The 17,884-nt window shown below is 40.6% G+C and carries 17 protein-coding genes; 3 read left to right on the forward strand and 14 right to left on the reverse strand.

Annotated elements, in window-relative coordinates:
- From tnpA to cysC, 13 genes are all read right to left on the reverse strand, one after another.
- On the reverse strand, positions 1 to 94 hold a 94-nt coding region (gene tnpA / locus WG929_RS02865), incomplete at its 3' end, for an IS66 family insertion sequence element accessory protein TnpA (protein WP_416205009.1).
- A 224-nt stretch (positions 95 to 318) separates the two neighbouring features.
- Positions 319 to 2,217, reverse strand: a complete 1,899-nt coding sequence (locus WG929_RS02870; protein ID WP_416204811.1) for an acyltransferase family protein — start codon at positions 2,215 to 2,217, stop codon at positions 319 to 321.
- Between the two features lie 11 nt (positions 2,218 to 2,228).
- Complete coding sequence (locus WG929_RS02875; protein ID WP_416204812.1) at positions 2,229 to 3,347, reverse strand: glycosyltransferase family 61 protein; 1,119 nt, start codon at positions 3,345 to 3,347, stop codon at positions 2,229 to 2,231.
- Between the two features lie 14 nt (positions 3,348 to 3,361).
- Positions 3,362 to 4,327 carry a glycosyltransferase family 2 protein gene (locus WG929_RS02880; RefSeq protein ID WP_416204813.1) on the reverse strand — a complete coding sequence of 322 codons (966 nt, stop codon included), beginning with the start codon at positions 4,325 to 4,327 and terminating at the stop codon, positions 3,362 to 3,364.
- A gap of 46 nt (positions 4,328 to 4,373) precedes the next feature.
- Positions 4,374 to 5,528: an acyltransferase family protein gene (locus tag WG929_RS02885; RefSeq protein ID WP_416204814.1), complete on the reverse strand. Its 1,155-nt coding sequence runs from the start codon at positions 5,526 to 5,528 to the stop codon at positions 4,374 to 4,376.
- Between the two features lie 19 nt (positions 5,529 to 5,547).
- The gene (locus tag WG929_RS02890; protein WP_416204815.1) at positions 5,548 to 6,978 is read right to left on the reverse strand and encodes an oligosaccharide flippase family protein; all 1,431 of its coding nucleotides are present in this window, start codon (positions 6,976 to 6,978) and stop codon (positions 5,548 to 5,550) included.
- Positions 6,959 to 8,185 carry an O-antigen ligase family protein gene (locus WG929_RS02895; protein WP_416204816.1) on the reverse strand — a complete coding sequence of 409 codons (1,227 nt, stop codon included), beginning with the start codon at positions 8,183 to 8,185 and terminating at the stop codon, positions 6,959 to 6,961. Before WG929_RS02895 ends, WG929_RS02890 begins: the two co-directional genes overlap by 20 nt.
- A gap of 45 nt (positions 8,186 to 8,230) precedes the next feature.
- Positions 8,231 to 8,665, reverse strand: coding sequence for an acyltransferase (locus tag WG929_RS02900; protein ID WP_416204817.1), 435 nt, complete (start codon positions 8,663 to 8,665; stop codon positions 8,231 to 8,233).
- A gap of 13 nt (positions 8,666 to 8,678) precedes the next feature.
- A complete protein-coding gene (locus WG929_RS02905; protein ID WP_416204818.1) occupies positions 8,679 to 9,188 on the reverse strand; it encodes a glycosyltransferase in 510 nt (169 codons plus the stop codon).
- Positions 9,185 to 9,652 (reverse strand): UDP-N-acetylglucosamine--LPS N-acetylglucosamine transferase, encoded by a 468-nt coding sequence (locus WG929_RS02910; RefSeq protein WP_416204819.1) that lies wholly within the window; start codon positions 9,650 to 9,652, stop codon positions 9,185 to 9,187. Before WG929_RS02910 ends, WG929_RS02905 begins: the two co-directional genes overlap by 4 nt.
- A gap of 2 nt (positions 9,653 to 9,654) precedes the next feature.
- Positions 9,655 to 10,584 (reverse strand): glycosyltransferase family 2 protein, encoded by a 930-nt coding sequence (locus tag WG929_RS02915; protein ID WP_416204820.1) that lies wholly within the window; start codon positions 10,582 to 10,584, stop codon positions 9,655 to 9,657.
- Between the two features lies 1 nt (position 10,585).
- Positions 10,586 to 11,602, reverse strand: coding sequence for an endonuclease/exonuclease/phosphatase family protein (locus WG929_RS02920; RefSeq protein ID WP_416204821.1), 1,017 nt, complete (start codon positions 11,600 to 11,602; stop codon positions 10,586 to 10,588).
- Positions 11,603 to 11,954: 352 nt separating this feature from the next.
- The gene (gene cysC / locus WG929_RS02925) at positions 11,955 to 12,563 is read right to left on the reverse strand and encodes an adenylyl-sulfate kinase (RefSeq protein WP_416204822.1); all 609 of its coding nucleotides are present in this window, start codon (positions 12,561 to 12,563) and stop codon (positions 11,955 to 11,957) included.
- Positions 12,564 to 13,006: 443 nt separating this feature from the next.
- On the opposite strand from cysC, the gene WG929_RS02930 reads away from it, so the two are divergent.
- The 3 genes from WG929_RS02930 to WG929_RS02940 all read left to right on the forward strand — a co-directional run bounded on the left by WG929_RS02930 (position 13,007) and on the right by WG929_RS02940 (position 15,755).
- Positions 13,007 to 13,651 carry a hypothetical protein gene (locus tag WG929_RS02930; protein WP_416204823.1) on the forward strand — a complete coding sequence of 215 codons (645 nt, stop codon included), beginning with the start codon at positions 13,007 to 13,009 and terminating at the stop codon, positions 13,649 to 13,651.
- Positions 13,652 to 13,928: 277 nt separating this feature from the next.
- Positions 13,929 to 15,047, forward strand: coding sequence for an O-antigen ligase family protein (locus WG929_RS02935; protein WP_416204824.1), 1,119 nt, complete (start codon positions 13,929 to 13,931; stop codon positions 15,045 to 15,047).
- Positions 15,048 to 15,092: 45 nt separating this feature from the next.
- Entirely contained in the window at positions 15,093 to 15,755 is a 663-nt protein-coding gene (locus tag WG929_RS02940; RefSeq protein ID WP_416204825.1) for a metallophosphoesterase, read from the forward strand.
- Positions 15,756 to 15,890: 135 nt separating this feature from the next.
- On the opposite strand, the gene WG929_RS02945 is transcribed toward WG929_RS02940, so the two are convergent.
- On the reverse strand, positions 15,891 to 17,879 hold the full coding sequence (locus tag WG929_RS02945) for a bifunctional diguanylate cyclase/phosphodiesterase (protein WP_416204826.1): 1,989 nt from the start codon (positions 17,877 to 17,879) through the stop codon (positions 15,891 to 15,893).
- Positions 17,880 to 17,884 lie beyond the last annotated feature (5 nt).

Consider the following 17,884-nt stretch of genomic DNA (forward strand, 5'->3'; position numbering starts at 1 on the left):
TAGCAAGGTTGTGTTGTTTGCAAAAGGCGACCTGGGATAAACCACTGGTACGCCAAAGGTTGATGTGCTGCTGCCATTGTTCGGATTTAGTCATGAGCTGTCTCGTTGAAGAATTTGAAGAATTTGAAGAATTTGAAGAATTTGAAGAATTTGAAGAATTTGAAGACAGCTTAGAATGAATTGAGTAGTGATTTTAGATGGGGTTTATTGAGCGCTTACTAAAAAACTGGCTCAAATGACGTTGACACGTTCCGGTTGTTTGAGCGTTTACGGACAATTACGCTCAAGCAGCGGGACGAGGGGTTGCTAAGTTACATGTCACTTTTCAAGCATAGTTCGGACAATTTTATCACCACCAGCTATAGATGGGTGATCATCATCAAAATAGTATGAAACATTTCCATATACAGCCCAACAGGAATCACCATAACAAAAATCATCAAGTGGATTAATGAAATGTACATTAGATAGATATGAACCTGATTTAAAAAATTCCAGAATTTTTTCATTTCTCTTATTATAATAATACAGACTTGCACCTTGCACATTGCCGACATCAGCACCCAAAATATAAGATTTATTTATGAGCGCAGAAACACTGGCCGGAAGCTCAGGAATTGGCAATAAGACATATACGGATTTTTTCGAACGAGAAAGAGTTTCTATTGTTAAAGACAATGAACTGAGAACTTTAGAACGATAGTCATCAGAAGCAAACGAGCCATCAGGAATATTTGGATAATCTGATAAGTGATCACCAAAAAGAGCAGCAGAGTAATGGTACCCCAAGAAGACTTCAGTTATAGAATCATCATTTATAATATCTGATATTGCCGCATCAGTCCATTTAGAACAGGAGCTGAAATCAGGATTTTGGCCAAATGAAGGAACACAAGCAGAAAAGGTATAGTGTTTAACACCTTCATTTGATTTTTTCAATCTTTCAGACAATGCATATGAAATTTCAACCATATGACTATCACCCAATATAGCCCAATTTATATTTTCACCACCATATTGACAAACAGAACCGCCCAGGATTTGCCGATTCTCATTTGAATGGCAACGACTCCTATATGGGCTCGATAATGCTGTATTAACAATTGAATTAGTAGCAACAAATGACCTAGCATACTCCCCACCACTCAACCAAGCAAAAAAAGCAAGAGAAATAATAAAAAAGTATAAAAATATTAAAGGAGAAAATAATACTTTTTTGATTTCCAAAGTATCAGAAAATCTTAAACTCTCTATAAACCTGAAACTTAGAAAGCCAAAAAATGATGAAAGTAGAAGCCCCAGAAGAACCCATCCAAATCCAGAAAATCCGAGTAAATATCCTACCACCACAATTGGCCAATGCCATAGATATATAGAATAAGACCATTTACCAAAAATCTGGAATATACCGAATTTCAAAAATTTGTAATCACTAACAGCAGCAATTATAAAAAACGCTCCCATGACGGGCAGAATTGCAAAATATCCTGGCCATGGCACATTTTCAGAAAAGAACAAAACCGATATAATAATAAAAGCAAAACCAAACAAGAATATGACATTTCTGGTTTTGCATGATTTTTTAAATGGAAAGACAAAAGCCAGACCGCCGACAAACATCTCCCAAGCTCTAGAAAAAATCAAATAATAAGCCCCCGAAGGTTCCAAATAAGTAATCACTATTGAAAATCCAAATGATATAACTGTAAAAAATAGCAGAATCCACTTTATAATTTTGGAATCGAAAAATTTATTGATAAAAACCAAAATCAAAGGATATATAAGATAAAATTGCCATTCTACAGAAAGAGACCATGTATGTAACAACCATTTTTCATGAGATACGGCATCAAAATAACCTGACTCATTGAAATACAAAAAATTGGAAAAGAACAAAAGACTGGAAATAATATGTTTTGATAACTTTTTGAATTCTAGGGGCAATAAAAAAAACCAGCCAATCAAGAACACTGTCAAACATAGAAAAATAAGCGCTGGAATTATTCGATTTGCACGAGCCAAGTAAAACTCGACAATAGAAAATCGATTTTTCTCAAACTTATTTATTATAATACCAGTCATTAAAAAACCGGATATAACAAAGAAAATATCCACACCAGCAAATCCACCAGGCAACAGATTTGGAGAAAAATGAAAAACAACCACGGATAAAACGGCAATAGCCCGAAGTGCATTTATATCATATCGGTAAAGCATATTAACACCTGCTATAAAATTCTTATTTTTTTGATCAACTTGCCTAGATATTTTCTAACAAAGCGCAAGAAAAACAAAGTCTCAAATTTTAATTCACCAGATAAAATCCTAAAATTAAAATCATATCCAGTCCGCCTAACATCCGGAAAAATACTGGACAAAAAACATTTCATTTCTTTTGTATCATACCAGAATATAGCAGAATCAAGAACAGATATGGCCAATTTGGAATAGAAATGTGAATTGGCTGATGAAGCACGCAAACAAATATCCTGATTGGGAGCGGGTTTATTATATCTCGGATCAAGTAACTCGATCACAACTGAACCACTTCTCATAAAAAGGCAATTATGTAAGGCACTACCGGAAGCACCAGCAATTGTGCTGGCACTGCTATACAGTAAAACCTGGTTTCTGAAAGAAAGAGATTCCGGGTATACAACCTCAAACCCGTAAGACTCAAAAATACGCTCAATAATATATTCATTGGCAACAATACGGTTAGCAGTTTTCATACTCTGCCGAAGACGCGAAAGATAAATCTTTTTACCAGAATATAACAATTCACTTTCAGAAGAACAGTTACGAATATTTTCAGCTATAAAATCATAAGTGATTTTAGTTGCAATATTAACTGAATGATTGAGTTTCCACAATCGGGAAGGCACTATCATCTTGTCACAGACAAATATCTTATTTTCAGAACCGACAATAACTACTTTTTCCATGGGAATTCTAAAAACGTCCAGACAAACAAGAAAAGCTTCTGTCAATTTATTACCCATTGAAAATTCATGAAAAACATACCAATCAAATTTCACATCCCGATTTTCAACAAGATACCAGAAAGTAGATAGTGTTTCTGTTATAAAATGTCCATAATGCGGCATATAATGCCCCAAATAAATACTATTGCCAAACCTTGTTTCAATATCAGCTTCAATCTTGATAAAAGTTTCATTCTGGCTAAAAAAATGATCTCCATGAAAACCACCAAAACGTTCAGATTCTTCTATTTTATGACCATGCCTGTCATACAAACAACCAGATATAAAACTATTTCCAATATCGACAAACACTGGTGTTACGACGCAAGACGAATACTCACTAACCTGTTTTTTGACATCCATAGTTACTCCAGAAATCATAACTTGCCTCTGCCCACAATTTTTCGCCCCCACCTGTTAACAACAGGAGGAGTAAGTGCATACAGCCAGCATTTAACAACATCCGAACAAATACCAAAATAAGAAAAAGCAGCTATAGCATTCTTTATAGCAAAAACATGATATCTCTTAGAGGAAAGGTAATATGTACTTTCAACAAAATGACCACTAAGATTATTATCAGAAGATGTCGACTGGGAAAATCTAGCCCCGAACTCTTCTTCAGTCAATGGCAACAGCCCCCGCCGAACTCTTGTTTTATCCATTACCATCTTTAAAAATAAATTACGTCGAGTAATATTTCTTTTTGTTATGGATCCAGCATGGATTCTATATTTATAAAGTATTAAATCAGTTACGATATGCTGATATTTTTCTCCAACTCTTAGAATAAAGTCAATGCCTTGGCAAATACGTAATTCAGGATCAAAACCTATATCTAGTGCAACTGTGCGTCTGACAAACATTGTTGGATCGTGCTCAGGAATACGATAATCTTCGATAAGCGCTCGACATTCATTAACCGATAATATTTTTCCTTTAGCTGCTATTTCTTTGCCGTCCAATATTAAATTATAACCAGACTGCACAATATCAACATTCTCCCTAATGGCAAGAGACAACAGTTTTTCTATACGATCAGGAAAACTCACATCATCAGCATCCTGCATAATGATATATTCCCCCTTGGCAACTGATATCATATTATTCAGAGCAACAGACTTTCCCTGGTTTTCCTGGTACAGATACAACAATCTATTATCGGAAAATGATTTGACTATTTTTGCAGAATCATCAGTACTACCATCATCACAAACCAAAATTTCGATATTACGATAGGTTTGCAACAATATACTTTCTATTGATTCCGCAATATATTTCTGCTCATTATACAAAGCAATAACAACGCTAACCAAAACATCATCATCAAATTTATTATTCATCAGCCCCCCCAAGAAACATAAGCCATAATATCAACATAGGTATATTTCACTTACCAACCAAAAATCGTGAGAAATATCCATTATGCCCCAAGGACACAAATGGCGATTCGATATATTTAAACGAAAAAACAGACAAAAAAACAACAATCAATGCCACAACGGGCATAAAAAGTGAGTATTGAAATATAGTATAAGATTCTGGATTCACAAAAAAACCAAAAAACAAGTATAAAACGAAACCATGCAAAAGATATATACTATAACTAATTTCCCCCAGCAAGATAGAATATCTTGAATTTAACACACCAAAAATACTAGAGCCTGCTGCTATAAAGAAAAACAACAATCCCATCAAAAACATCTGAAAAACACCCATTGAGTTCCTATTAGTCAACACAAGATAAATTATCAATACTAAGAACAATGAGAACGCCTTTGAATTCAAGAAATTTAGTCGGGAAATATAATCACCAAATTTATGGAATAAAAATGCAACCCCCCCTCCAATATAAAACAAAACAAAATATTTGCTATTTAAACCAAAAACAACAGGAGAAAAAAACAAGAAAATAAGAAAAGCAAAAAACAATAAAAAAACTCCTACAACCCTATAAATTAAAAAAGATATCAATGGTAATAACAAGTAAAAAAACCATTCATATCTTAACGTCCAGTCAACACCAGCAATGATCAAGTTTGTTCCAGAAAAAGAATTTATATCCCCACCTAAAAAAACAAGCCACAATAAATAATCAGAAAAAACATCATGAAAATTAAAGAATTCAAATCCACCACGCAGATACACAACCAAAGAAATCAAAATCACCATCAGAAAATACAAAGGGAATATTCTAAAAAACCTCGTCTCCATGAGTCGAATCCAGTTAACTTTCCCATCAACCTTTATAATTTTAGAAATAAAAAGAAATCCAGTTATAATAAAAAACATAGAGACACCAACCTTACCAAAATTCTTATAAATAATTTCTGTCGGATCTCCCCATCGCCCACTAAAATGCCAATAATAAGTGATAACGAAATGGTGCAACATAACTAAAATTGCTAAAAACCCTCTAAGCCCATCTATTGATTTAAATCTATTATTAGACTCAGGAATAGAAAGAAAACCAGAATTAAAAAACAAATAAGAAACGAAGAAGCAACACAAAATGCTAATTACTGAAAAATAAAAATCAAACATTTTTAATCCTTTATAAAATTCAATGATAACTTCCGGAGCGAAAAAAACTGAAAATATAATATCGTTGGATAATCAAAGCAAATATCGACGGAAAAAATGAACAACAGAAAATGATCATGACATCAGAAAACACAACAACTTTAAAATCAGTATAAAGTCTAAATGGCAAAACCAACACTATAAAAAAAACAACAACTGAAACAGAAATATTACTCAGAAAATCAGTCAATGAATCTTTCATTTGCATCCAGCAATATATTTTAACAATAATAAGCCCGACCGTCAGAGAGCCAAAGTAAAATGAAGCCACATAGATCAACTCCCCATAAAAATACGCAATAATAAAACTACCAATTCCACCAATCAAAAGAAAAACAGTTCGTATTTTATTAGACAAAGCTACTTTCTCTAACACAATGAGCAAAGGCAAATCTGTTAAAGAAATAGCCCAGAAAAAAATAAAAAATGAAATAATTTTCACAATAGGTTCACAAGCTGACCATTGTTCTCCGAGTAACAATCTAATCCAAAAACCTGACGTATAATACAAAAACACAGAGAATGAAAAAAACAGCAAACTAATAAATATAGTAGCAGAGCCCCAGACCATGGCCACTTTATTCTTATGGCCCTGAACCTGTGAATAAACTGGCAATAAAACGTTAAAAACAACCAGCCTGAATTTTTCCAAAGGATACTTCGATATACGGTATGCCATTGAATATATTCCCAATTGCATAGAACCTACAAATTTACCTATAATTATTTTGTCCAGATTTTCAGAAAGACTATTAATAATATTCATGACTACCATCGACTTACCAAACACAAGAATATCAGTGGCTACTTTTTTATCAAAACGAGAAGTTGGCCTCCAGCCAAGTAACAAAAAACTTCCAAACCCAGTACAAATAGATAATGCAAGCCAATAAAAGGCTATAGCATATGCATCAAACTCATTAAATGCTGCATAAATCGCGATAGCACCAGACACAAGAATAGAAATTATTCTTATTATAGAAACAGACATGTAATCTAGATTCTTTTGCCTAATGGCAATGGACACAAAGCCAAAACTATTAAAAATAATGGAGAGAGATAATACACGTGTGAGATCCGTCAATTCAGCTTCAGAAAAAAACCAGGCAATAACAGGAGAGAGTATATATACCAGAAAATATACCCCCCCCCCCAACATCAAACCAAGCCAGAATGCAGTATCTTCAACAACCTTGTCACTATAATTATTCTTAACTATATAATTGATAATACCAGGCTCAGACAGATAGCTGATAAAACCAATAATAACAGTAACCATTGCCACCAGCCCAAAGTCCTCTGGTGATAACAATCGAGCAAGAAAAACAGTAACTAGCATAAAGCAAACCTGGCTGCCAAATTGTTGAACAGATGTCCAGATTCCTGCTTGTTTAACGGATCCTGTCGCCATCACTTCCCTCCTGAAGCTTTAATTTTTTTTGATTGGTAATCAATCCAGAAATAATACCAAAATACAGATAAGTAAGCGTTTGTGCTCTATCGAACAAATCAACCGTAAACGCAGCAAATATCAAAGACATGACTACAGCAAAAAAAATGTAATATACAAAATCATTTGTCATTTTATACATTGTATACACATTACGAACCATCCCAACCCAAAATGCACTAAGGAATACAATGGAGACCAAACCATTATTAACCATGGCCAACAGCCAATAACTATCGATACTATAACCCAGCCATGATGGCCTGCTCCATTCTTCAAAACCGATACCAAAAAAAGGATTATCAATAATATCATCCCATGCCTGATCCCATTGAATATAACGGGTAAAAGCAGTCACGGGATCAAGTGAAATCGACATAATCAAAAACTTCAGTGCACCACGGTTGGAAAATACTTCCAAATAAACAAGAAAAGCAAATACTAAAAAGTAAAAAATCCGTTTAAATAAAGAAATTTTAAGCGATATTTTCTCAAGAACAACAAACCCGAGCTGAACAATAAGCATTAAAAATCCTGCAGAGGTCATTGCAGTAAAACCAGCAACAACATAAGAAAACAAATATATATTTCTACGTCCACCTTTGAAAACATATAAAACTGGCAGCAACATTGAAAATGCAATAACTGAATAAAGAATTGGATGAGCAAAAATAACACTACTACGAAAAACGCCCATCCTGAAATAATTATACCCTGCAAAACTAGCTGCGTAATTCCCAAATATAGCCCCCACAACAGAATGGGTAATGCGATTCCCTGTTTGACTTTCATACACAGCAAGGGGAATCATCAAAATAAAGAAAGCCCCAATAATTTTCAGAAACTTTATCAACCCATACCAACCAGCTCTCAGAGTGTACATCCTTCCCATGAAGTAGACCATATACATTTCCAGAAACTGTATAAGTGACGTTTGAATCCCGCCAACACCATATATATACATAAATGACAAGCTGCACCACAAACAATAACAGAAAAGCATTTTTTCAAAAAACTGCATTTTCTCCCGAGCAAGGTCACCGACGGCAGCAAAAAAGTAGAATATCAACAGAATTCTATAGGCTTCAAAACGCACACCACCGATAGACAAATAAGCTTCATTCGGTATAAATGAAAAAACAAGAAAAAGAAAAAGAAAAACTTTCAATCTAGAAACCGGCATATATAATACCAAACGTTAAATTAATCAAAATCAGACTTCCCGGATAATACCAAGCTTTCCAGTTTTAACCGAACGTATAACTTTCGCCGGATTCCCTGCAACAACTACATTATCAGGGACATCCTTTGTCACCACCGTCCCCGCAGCAACAACCACCTCATCCCCAATATTCACACCTGGCAAAATAATAGATCTGGCGCCAATAAAACAACGCTTCCCTATTTTAACGTCCTTGTGAACAAGACGGGACATGTCATGTGCAAGAATAGCCGCATCGAATGCAACATATGTATCATCATCAATATATACACCTTTTGGATTGGTTTTATCCAATTTGGCATTCAGTGATATTTTTACACCTTTCCCTATGTGCATTCCTAATATCTTTCGAAAATACCAGATTCGCACATCCAGAATAAGTCCACGAAAAACAACATGTATAAACCACCAGATTTTCTTCTTCATTGTTCACCAACTATTATTCGTTTGGCTGCCGGGAATTTTCATCACAGCCGTCGATGTAATCCGACAAAAAGCATCCTAATGCACTGCTTTTTGTAAATGCATTTTTTCCTGAAACAACCTCATCCTGCAGCATATTATTTACACACTTGATCAACTGCTCTCTGTCGGAAATCACCTGAATCAGAGAGGATGAAAATTTCTCTGCGGTATCCACTTGGTGATCATTTCGATGCTCACCAAACCGACTCAATCTGGGAACAATGATCAAAGGTTTGCCAATTGAGGCGCACTGGATAATGGTGCCCATGCCAGCATGGGCGATGACCAAGCGAGCTCTTTCGATCAACTCGGAAAACTCAGAGGTACTGACGCTTGATATTTTATGAATACCAGCCCAGTTTTTGTCCGTTTCGCCAACCTGGGCAATACATTCTTCATCAATTCCTAGCGCGGCCAAAGCTTCAGAGACCCAGTCGAGAAGCCGATCGAATGGCAATTGTGTTCCAACCGTGACAAAAATCATATCAATTGCCCTTTATACTCTGGACCTTTTTTACCATTGCCTGATGCCCCCAACTCTGGCCACTGAGTTAGCCATAGATCGACAAAGTAACCAGCCAACTTTCCGGACACGGACAATTTTTTTGTATTCGCCAAGCTGTCGATCCAGATCGTTTTTGCTCCAGTTAATTTCCCAGCAAGAAGAGTCAATAGCCCTGGAGCAGCCCCTGTCGATACAATAAAGTCTGGTCGAACCTTGCGTACGACAGACAGCACCTGAAAAAAACATCGCAGCGTATTTAGCGGCTCATTAATATTACAATCCTGCACCACAAAAAAAGGCTTGCCTTCAACAAGATCTTGCATGCCAATAGCCGTACCCATATAGGAGGTTTGGTGCTTGTCGAGCAAGTCAAACCGCAAACGCTGGAGCTGAATCCAGTGCCCACCACTGGAAGATACGGCCAAAATTTTTTTATCAGACATGATTAGCGATATCCTTTCATCCAGACATGGCGTTCGTTAAACACTTTTTGCCATTCCTGATGTTCATCAGAGCCTTTCTTCATCAGAGCCGATGCCATCAGTTTATTAACAACATATAAATACAGCAGTTTGATGTAGATAGCCTGTTTGAATTCGGAGTCATGTCGCAAAATCAGTTCTACCTTGCCACGCAACAGTTTGATCAGCTTGGATGAAAAATTGTCATGACTAACACCACCATGATGCACGATACGGGCATCCGGGGTGACAATTGGTTGATAGCCCAGTTTTTTGGCGCGCAAGCAATAATCGGCTTCTTCGGCATACATAAAGAAAGAAGGATCCAGACCACCCAACTGATCCCACAGTTTACGTGGGGTCAGGAAAAAACATCCTGATAGAATGTCAACCTCTTTGACGGTTGTGCGATCCCAACAACCATAGTTGTTTTTATTGAAAAAACAGCTTTTTCTGAAAATTTTACTCAGCCCCATAGCGCTGAACAGAAGGGACAGAAAATCATGACGGGCCCAGGCATGCTGAGTATTGACCGTGTGGTCATTATTGAGGGTAACCCCTCCCCAGATACCATTACTCGGATGTTTATGAGCAAAATCCACCAGTCGGTCAATGGCTCGCTCTGTTACCAGAGTATCCGGATTCAAAAGTAAAACCAGCTCGCCTTTGGAGCGATCTACACCAAATTTTACTCCACCAGCAAAACCAGGATTACCGCCACTAGCGTATGCCTGAACTTGTGGATATGTTTTTTGAACGGCTTCCAATGATCCGTCTTTGGAGTCGTTATCAACCAGAATTACCTCAAAGCGGGTATCATGAGTTTCTTCAAAAACGGTTTTTAACGCACGCAGGGTATATTCACGTGTGTTATAGGAAACCAAAATAATGCTTATTTCCGGATTATTACCCATTTTATTCCCCTAGTCCTTTGGATTGCTGAACGGTCGCCGCCATAATCGGTATGGTAAATAGAGCATGCACTGGATAATGGTCTGACCCGAAGTTATTTTTCATAACTTCAACTGAATTTAGCACCACGTTTTTGTAAAAAATATGATCAATACGAATTAATGCGCCAAGAATACCCAAACGTCTGCCATCTGCTGGGAAAGTAAACGTGGACATAAAAAAACCTTCAGGAGAAGCATAAGTCATATGCTGCTTTATTTTGAATATCGGATAGTTATGAGGAGTAGAGTTGAAGTCACCCGCCAGAATCGTAGCTCCGGAAAGGTTTTCGACTAACAGGGCTAGTTGTTCAACCTGGCGACGTTGTGTTTCAAGCCCTCTATCATCAAAGGTTTTAGCCAGACGCGTTGTCAATACATTAATATTTTGTCCTGGCAGAGAAACCCTGAACATATTGACGTTGGCTATTTGATCTGCACTCGCATCACTGATCGGGTACTTGCTAAAAATTGTCAGGAATTTTTCAGGCATACCGGCGTAAGCATAATGACAATGCTCAGCAATTTCAGGTTTTGCCGCCAGTACCTTGTCAAGGTCTGAAATTTCCTGAACAACAATGACATCGTATTTTTGGCAGTCGAGGATTTTTGCAATCTCAGAGTAATTGTTGTTACGTGACATTTTGCTGAACGTTACAAAACTCAGAGTAAGAGAGGAGAGAGATTGGCTATTATCAGGAAGATTCGACTGCGCTTTACCACCAAAATCTGCCGTTGCCAGGTAATAAGGGATAGTTGCCGTTGGCAACAACAGCAAGATTAACAGGGCTCTCACCGATCGATAACGTGAAAAGCAGAATCCGGCGATGGTTATAAACAAGGCAAGTATCGGAATGTAATAACCAAAATAATTCAGATAGCGAAATACAATGTTTCTGTCGTTAAAAATGCCGGTAAACGACCAATAGTTCAGGCCAATCAAACAGAGGGTGGCGATAAAGAGCAACAAGATTCTTAACATGGAAACGCTCTCGAGCAGGAAAATAGCTGCTGGCCGCCACCCATCAACGCATAGAGAGAAGTATTAGAAAATCCTGTGCACTGCACCTCAAGTTTGTTCACGTCCAACTGTTCCTAAACGTTTGCAGTATTCCTGATTTGAGAGCGGCCTATGCAAGCTGCATAGTGGCAACAGCCGCAGAAGTTGACCCTCAAAAACGAGTCGGCATTGTGCATCATTCCCCCCCCACTGCCAACCTTTTGTAAGTGACTGTAACAACTGACCATTCTTTTTACTCATGGGTAGTAAGAACGTTCAATTCTCACAGCTTTGACTCTGGCTCGGCAGACAGAGCAGGCACACTGCTTTTTGATTAGAAGTAACCATTTTGACTCAAGTAGTCTATGACCTGTTCTGCGGCCATCTGAACGCTGATATTGTAGTTCTGGATGTGGATTTCCGGGGTTTCCGGGGCTTCGTATGGTGAGTCTATACCAGTGAAGTTGCTGATTTCTCCTGCACGCGCTTTTTTATAAAGCCCTTTTGAATCCCGAGATTCACAGATCGACAAAGGGGTATCTATATGTATTTCAATGAAGTCACCCTCTTCAAACCTGGCACGAACCATGTTGCGGTTACTACAGAATGGCGAAATGAAAGCGGTGAGCACTATAAGCCCGGCATCTATCATCAGGCTTGCTATTTCGCCTACGCGGCGAATATTTTCTGCTCGGTCGGCATCACTGAAACCAAGGTCACCACACAAGCCGTGACGCACATTGTCTCCATCCATCAGGTAGGTATGAAGCAAGCGTTCGGCCAACATGCTTTCTACGGCCCCCGCGATGGTCGATTTGCCGGAACCACTTAATCCGGTAAACCAAAGCACGCAAGGACGCTGGCCAAGTAGCTGCGAGCGCGTTTTTTTATTTACCGGGAAGGATTGCCAGACAACCTGATTGCACCGCATTGCTTCTCCCATACATGTACCCACCCCAATTCTGGCAAAGTACTTTCACCTACCAGCTCCAGCAAATCATCGTTCTTGGTTAGCGCCACACGTTATCTGACCGCCAGTATAAAGAAAATTACAGCCCAGTGTAAGATTGTGTAACCCCATGTTCGTCTGATTCTGTGTCAAGATGTCCCGATTGATTCGGCTCTTTTTTTGCGCGAAATCGCTCAAACCAGTCCTTCCTAGCGACGAACGCCTAAGTCCAACAGGCTCTTAGTCGCTGCGCATATAACACATTTGCAGTTTAGCTCATGCCCAACAGTCAGACAATCAGCACAGAAAACCAAGCATTCACAAAGTAATCGGACAATTGTCACCCAAATTGTAGATATTTTTTGTAACTTCACTTTTCACACGCATTACTGCTGGGTACACTTGCCAAGACTTTTTAATTCACAGGGATTACGACCATGCGCAAAATTCTACTGGGTGCCATCATCGGCCTGAGCAGCATGACTGCCTCCGCTGCTATCACCGACTATCTGTCTACCATGTCGTTGGGAGATGCGTACTTGCAAGCTTCTGCCGACTGTGGAGGTGCTTGTGACGCTGAACTGGCCGCTGAACTGGCTGCTGCTGGTTACAGTGCCACTGATATTATTGCTGCCGTTATTGCTTCTGGTGTTTCGCCAGTAACTGTTATCGAAACTGCTACCGCAGCTGCTCTGGAGGCGGGTGTCAGCGTTAACGATGTGATGGCTGCAGTGATGCAAATCGACGGTGTCAGCGCTATCGATGCCATTGCCGGTGTAACTCAGGCTGCTGTTGCCAATAACGTATCAGTTGCTGCTGTCATGCAGGCAGCGACCTCTGCCGGCATCCCGGCCGTCACTGTGGTTGCCGGTGTTGTTAGCAGTGGCCAATCTGCTGCGGTAGTTGCATCAGCTGCGGCATCTGTTGGTTTTGCTCCTGGAATTGTTACAGCGGGTACCGCCATTGCCACCAACAACGCCGCAACTGGCGCTGGTGGTAATGCCAATGGCAACGGCAACGGCAACGGCAACTCCGGAAACAATCCCCCAACCGGTGGTACTGGAAACGTAAGCCCTGCCTGATTTTTATCAGTCTTTGGTTCCTGAATGGCTCCTCACGATTTGAGGGGCCATTTTTCAATTTCCTGTCCATCAAATGGGTTTGCGTCTAGTGCACCCTGTATTATATTTTCTATTACTAGCATTGCTGCCTTTGCCTTTCGGTGGAAATACCCTGTGGGCATGGCCTCTCTTGGCACTTCTGAATACTGTAATTTTCTGGAAATTGCTGGATAATCCTGCTAGATACAACAGCATCCATATTCCGAAAACTGAATGTGCGCTCTTACTCCAGAGGTGTATGCCAACCATCACTGCGCTTACCCTGGTTCAGCTATGGGTTCTGATTCAGATTGTTTCTGGTATGTCCTTAGCCACTTCGGATTCTTTTGTAGCCTTCATCAAGGGCATGAGCCTGCTGGTTTTCTTTGTAAATTCTCTGATTATTCTCAAAGACCCTAGAAATCTCAAACTTTCCGTTTACGTTGTGATTGTTTCTGCTGGTTTTCAGGCAGCCTATGGCAGTTTCATGGTGTTATCTGGTATTGAATATGGTTTTTTTATTGAAAAAGAACATTATCGCAATGTCGCTACAGGCACATTTATAAACAGAAATCATTTGGCATCTTATCTGACAATGTCTATTTCAATCGGACTTGGATATATTTTGTCTTATCGAGACAGCCAAAGCAGAGGATGGCGTCATACATTACGAAATACACTTGCCTTTATCATAAGCGATCGATTTTTAATAAGATTGGTATTGATATCTTTGGCAATTGGTCTTGTATTGACAAAATCAAGAATGGGGAATGCCTCTTTCTTGGCCTCATTAACAGCGGCGTCTTTTATTGCACTGATTCTTATGAAGCCCCGTCCTCACCTGTTAGTAAAGCTGGTTGTTAGCCTGATTATTATTGATATCGCTATTGTAGGTGTCTTTTTCGGGTTTGATAAAATTGCGCAGCGGATAGCCGATACATCTTCTGAAACAGAATATCGTGACGAAATGAACGAAAGCAGCTTTGCAATGTGGAAGGATAATCCTCTCTTGGGAACCGGCGCAGGTTCCTTTGCTTACGTTTTTCCTCAATACAAGGTTCCTGAATATAAAACACAGGGAACAACTATGCAGGCTCACAATGATTATCTTCAATTTCTTGCTGAATATGGATTACCGGCATTTATCGCTCTTGTTTTTATAGTAATAAACTCACTCAGGCATGCATTGATTGCCATGAAATCGAGGAAAAGCGATCTGCACAGGGGGATGGGTTTTGCTGCACTGATGGGGATATTAGCTATGGCTGTACATGCTCTGTCAGATTTTAATCTTCAGATACCCGCCAATGCATTTATGTTTATTTTTATACTCACTTTGGCCCACATTGCCAGGTTTGGTTCCAGCAGTAAGAACTGACATCCCTGATGATCAATTTACCCGACTTCACAATGGGAGTTGCACATGTACAAATTCACCAGGCTTTTATCTCTTAAAACCAATACTTTGGGCCGAGACTTCGCTGTTGGTGATATTCATGGCCATATTACAAAACTTTTTGACCAACTGGAAAAAATCAGTTTCGACTTTTCAAGAGATCGCTTAATCTGTGTAGGTGATCTGATTGACCGAGGCCCAGAGTCATCGCTTGCGCTGGATTTAATGAATCAGGATTGGTTTTTTTCTGTTCTTGGCAATCACGAATATTTGATGTTAAGCGCGTTAAAGTATAAAAACAGTGAACATCGACTCACCTGGATTTCAAATGGTGGAGACTGGATTGTCTCAACCGATCCCGGTGACTGGGCTGCATGGTTCAATCAGATAGAGAAAATGCCGTTAGCGATTGAAGTAACCAGCAAAAGCGGCCTGAAATATGGCGTTATACATGCCGATTACTCTTGCTCCAGTTGGCTGGATATTACCGACCTTTCAGAAGAAGAAATTTTTCGGGCAATTTGGTCTCGTTCAAGTTTTCAGAAAAAAGATGATTTTGTTGTTTCGGATATAGATCTTATTGTTCATGGGCATAATATTCATGAAGGGGAGCTTCAACTGGGAAACAGACTCTATATTGATCAGGGTGCTTATCTTGGAAATAATTTTATTATTAAAGAGTTAGTGTAAGCCTGCCTAATCAAAAACGCCGTTCAATGGACCCTTTTCACTCAAATATTTCCACCATCACGGACAACCAAGATAAGCCAGGTTGTCCACAGAACGACGTTGAATGTCTCCTGCCCTTGCGATTACGATAAGTGCTCAGGAATCCGATTCTTCCAGCCACTGTTCTACCCCGGCAAGGCTGCCAAATGGGCGTGAATAATAATAACCACTGATGCCATCGATGCCGCTTTGTCCGAGTTCGTCTACATCGGCTTCAACTTCAACCCCTTCACCCAACACCAGTAAATCCAGCTTGTGGCCGATTTGAATCATCGACTGAATAAAAAAGCGTTGATCCTGAGCCAAATGCAAACCCCGGTTAAGGCTGCCATCAATACGGACATACTCCAGCGGCAGACGCTTCATGTACGAGAACGCCACCGTACCGGTACCAACCTGATCGATTCCCAGTACAACACCAAATGGACGGACGATACCTGCTAATCGCACCAGCTCGGCTTCTGCATTACGAACACAATATTCCGGTACTTCCAGCGCCAGAAAATGGGCCTGCTGAGGATATTGGCGTATCAGCTGAACCAGATCCTGATGAAAGGCATTATCAATCACAGATGCCGGTGAAAGATTAATACAAATGCGAGCATTCGACTTCAAGGGTTCATTCTGCAGCATCAGCATGACCTTGCGGATAACCGATATATCAAACGCAGCGGCCATTTGGTGTTGTTCTACCATCGGCCAGAACCGGGCTGCAGACATGCTCTGTCCATCCCGCTCAATACGACTGTACACCTCCAGTTGCAGCAGTTCCCGAGCATCGCCACGCGCCTTTATCACTGGCATAAATTGCAAGCTGAGATGGTTGTTTTGCAACACGGATTTGAGTAATGCCGACCACTGCCCACCGGTCAGTTCCGGCTGGCTGGCGCGATCTTCCTGATAGAGAATTGCGCGGGCGTGGGAATGACGTTGTGCCTGTCGCAAGGCGGCATCTGCACGGCTCAGCGCACTGCCCAGTACATCCTGATCACCCTGTAAAAATACCCCTCCAAGGTGAAAATTCAGCCCGGTTCGCTGATTCAGCGCCGTGGTTGCCAGCTGACCAAAGGCGCTTTGAAGCAGTTCGTCGGCGTGGCCACGGCTGGCACAAGGCGCATACAATGCGAAATCGGCACCGGCATGGCGTCCGCAGACACTGTTCTGATATTCCAGATGCCATTGTTGCAGCGATTGCGCCACCAGCTGGATCACATCGTCTCCGGCCTGTCGGCCTTCACGCTGGTTATATTCAGCAAAATGTTCGACTTGCAGCAGCATCAGTACGCCACTGTGCTCATCAGTGCCTTGTAATACATGTTCCAGCCGCTGATCAAAACCGCGACGATTAAGCAACCCAGTGGCGGCATCGTGAAATGACTCCTGCCGTAAACGCTCGGTGGTGGCTGACTGTTCGGTAAACAGTGCATGTAATTTGCTGACCATTTTATTCATCGCCAACACCATGCGCCGCAGCTCTCTGGCTCTGGGAATATTTTCCTGTATTTGCCAATCGCGCTCACAAATGGCCAGCGCCTGTTGCTCTACCCGTATCACCGGCTTGAACAACCAGCCCAGCAGCATGTGTAGCAATACCAGAGTGACCAGCAATACCAGCGCAAACCAGATGGCTTCTGCCTTTACCATGTTCCACATATCCCGATAGGCAAAGTCAGTGTGACTGCTAACCCGTACCGTGCCCAGCTGCTGCCAACCGACCATGACATCGGTTTCTGCGGGAAGCATGTCAAACGTCACTTTGGTCATAAACCATTGTGGCGCTGGTGCCTCGGACAAAGCCTGGCGGGCACGGCGATGGATTTCGTTGCCGCCAACGCCGGTAAAGGTGATATCGGCAAAAAAGCCCCGATCAAAAAGCGCGTCGATTTGACGTGACAGCTCCACCGGATCCAACTCCTCGACACCAGACATCGATAGCGCCAGCGAGGTGGCAGCATCGTAGGCGCGGGCGTTCAACTGCTGCTGAAAGCCATCTCGGCCATTCTTGACCGTCAGCAGCAAGCTGCCTGCCAGCAGCACGATCACAAGGGCGCTGGTGAGAAGGGAAAACTGTTGTCGAAGCGTCATGGTTA

This window comes from Oceanobacter antarcticus (assembly GCF_044962685.1).
Classification (GTDB): Bacteria; Pseudomonadota; Gammaproteobacteria; order Pseudomonadales; family Oceanobacteraceae; genus Oceanobacter; species Oceanobacter antarcticus.

What these genes read in the sequence shown, in the direction of transcription:
- WG929_RS02870 (WP_416204811.1), bottom strand. Translation starts at nt 2,217, where the DNA reads ATGCTTTACCGATATGATATAAATGCACTTCGGGCTATTGCCGTTTTA.
- WG929_RS02875 (WP_416204812.1), bottom strand. Translation starts at nt 3,347, where the DNA reads ATGGATGTCAAAAAACAGGTTAGTGAGTATTCGTCTTGCGTCGTAACA.
- WG929_RS02880 (WP_416204813.1), bottom strand. Translation starts at nt 4,327, where the DNA reads ATGAATAATAAATTTGATGATGATGTTTTGGTTAGCGTTGTTATTGCT.
- WG929_RS02885 (WP_416204814.1), bottom strand. Translation starts at nt 5,528, where the DNA reads ATGTTTGATTTTTATTTTTCAGTAATTAGCATTTTGTGTTGCTTCTTC.
- WG929_RS02890 (WP_416204815.1), bottom strand. Translation starts at nt 6,978, where the DNA reads ATGGCGACAGGATCCGTTAAACAAGCAGGAATCTGGACATCTGTTCAA.
- WG929_RS02900 (WP_416204817.1), bottom strand. Translation starts at nt 8,665, where the DNA reads ATGAAGAAGAAAATCTGGTGGTTTATACATGTTGTTTTTCGTGGACTT.
- WG929_RS02905 (WP_416204818.1), bottom strand. Translation starts at nt 9,188, where the DNA reads ATGATTTTTGTCACGGTTGGAACACAATTGCCATTCGATCGGCTTCTC.
- WG929_RS02910 (WP_416204819.1), bottom strand. Translation starts at nt 9,652, where the DNA reads ATGTCTGATAAAAAAATTTTGGCCGTATCTTCCAGTGGTGGGCACTGG.
- WG929_RS02915 (WP_416204820.1), bottom strand. Translation starts at nt 10,584, where the DNA reads ATGGGTAATAATCCGGAAATAAGCATTATTTTGGTTTCCTATAACACA.
- WG929_RS02920 (WP_416204821.1), bottom strand. Translation starts at nt 11,602, where the DNA reads ATGTTAAGAATCTTGTTGCTCTTTATCGCCACCCTCTGTTTGATTGGC.
- cysC (WP_416204822.1), bottom strand. Translation starts at nt 12,563, where the DNA reads ATGGGAGAAGCAATGCGGTGCAATCAGGTTGTCTGGCAATCCTTCCCG.
- WG929_RS02930 (WP_416204823.1), top strand. Translation starts at nt 13,007, where the DNA reads ATGCGCAAAATTCTACTGGGTGCCATCATCGGCCTGAGCAGCATGACT.
- WG929_RS02935 (WP_416204824.1), top strand. Translation starts at nt 13,929, where the DNA reads ATGCCAACCATCACTGCGCTTACCCTGGTTCAGCTATGGGTTCTGATT.
- WG929_RS02940 (WP_416204825.1), top strand. Translation starts at nt 15,093, where the DNA reads ATGTACAAATTCACCAGGCTTTTATCTCTTAAAACCAATACTTTGGGC.
- WG929_RS02945 (WP_416204826.1), bottom strand. Translation starts at nt 17,879, where the DNA reads ATGACGCTTCGACAACAGTTTTCCCTTCTCACCAGCGCCCTTGTGATC.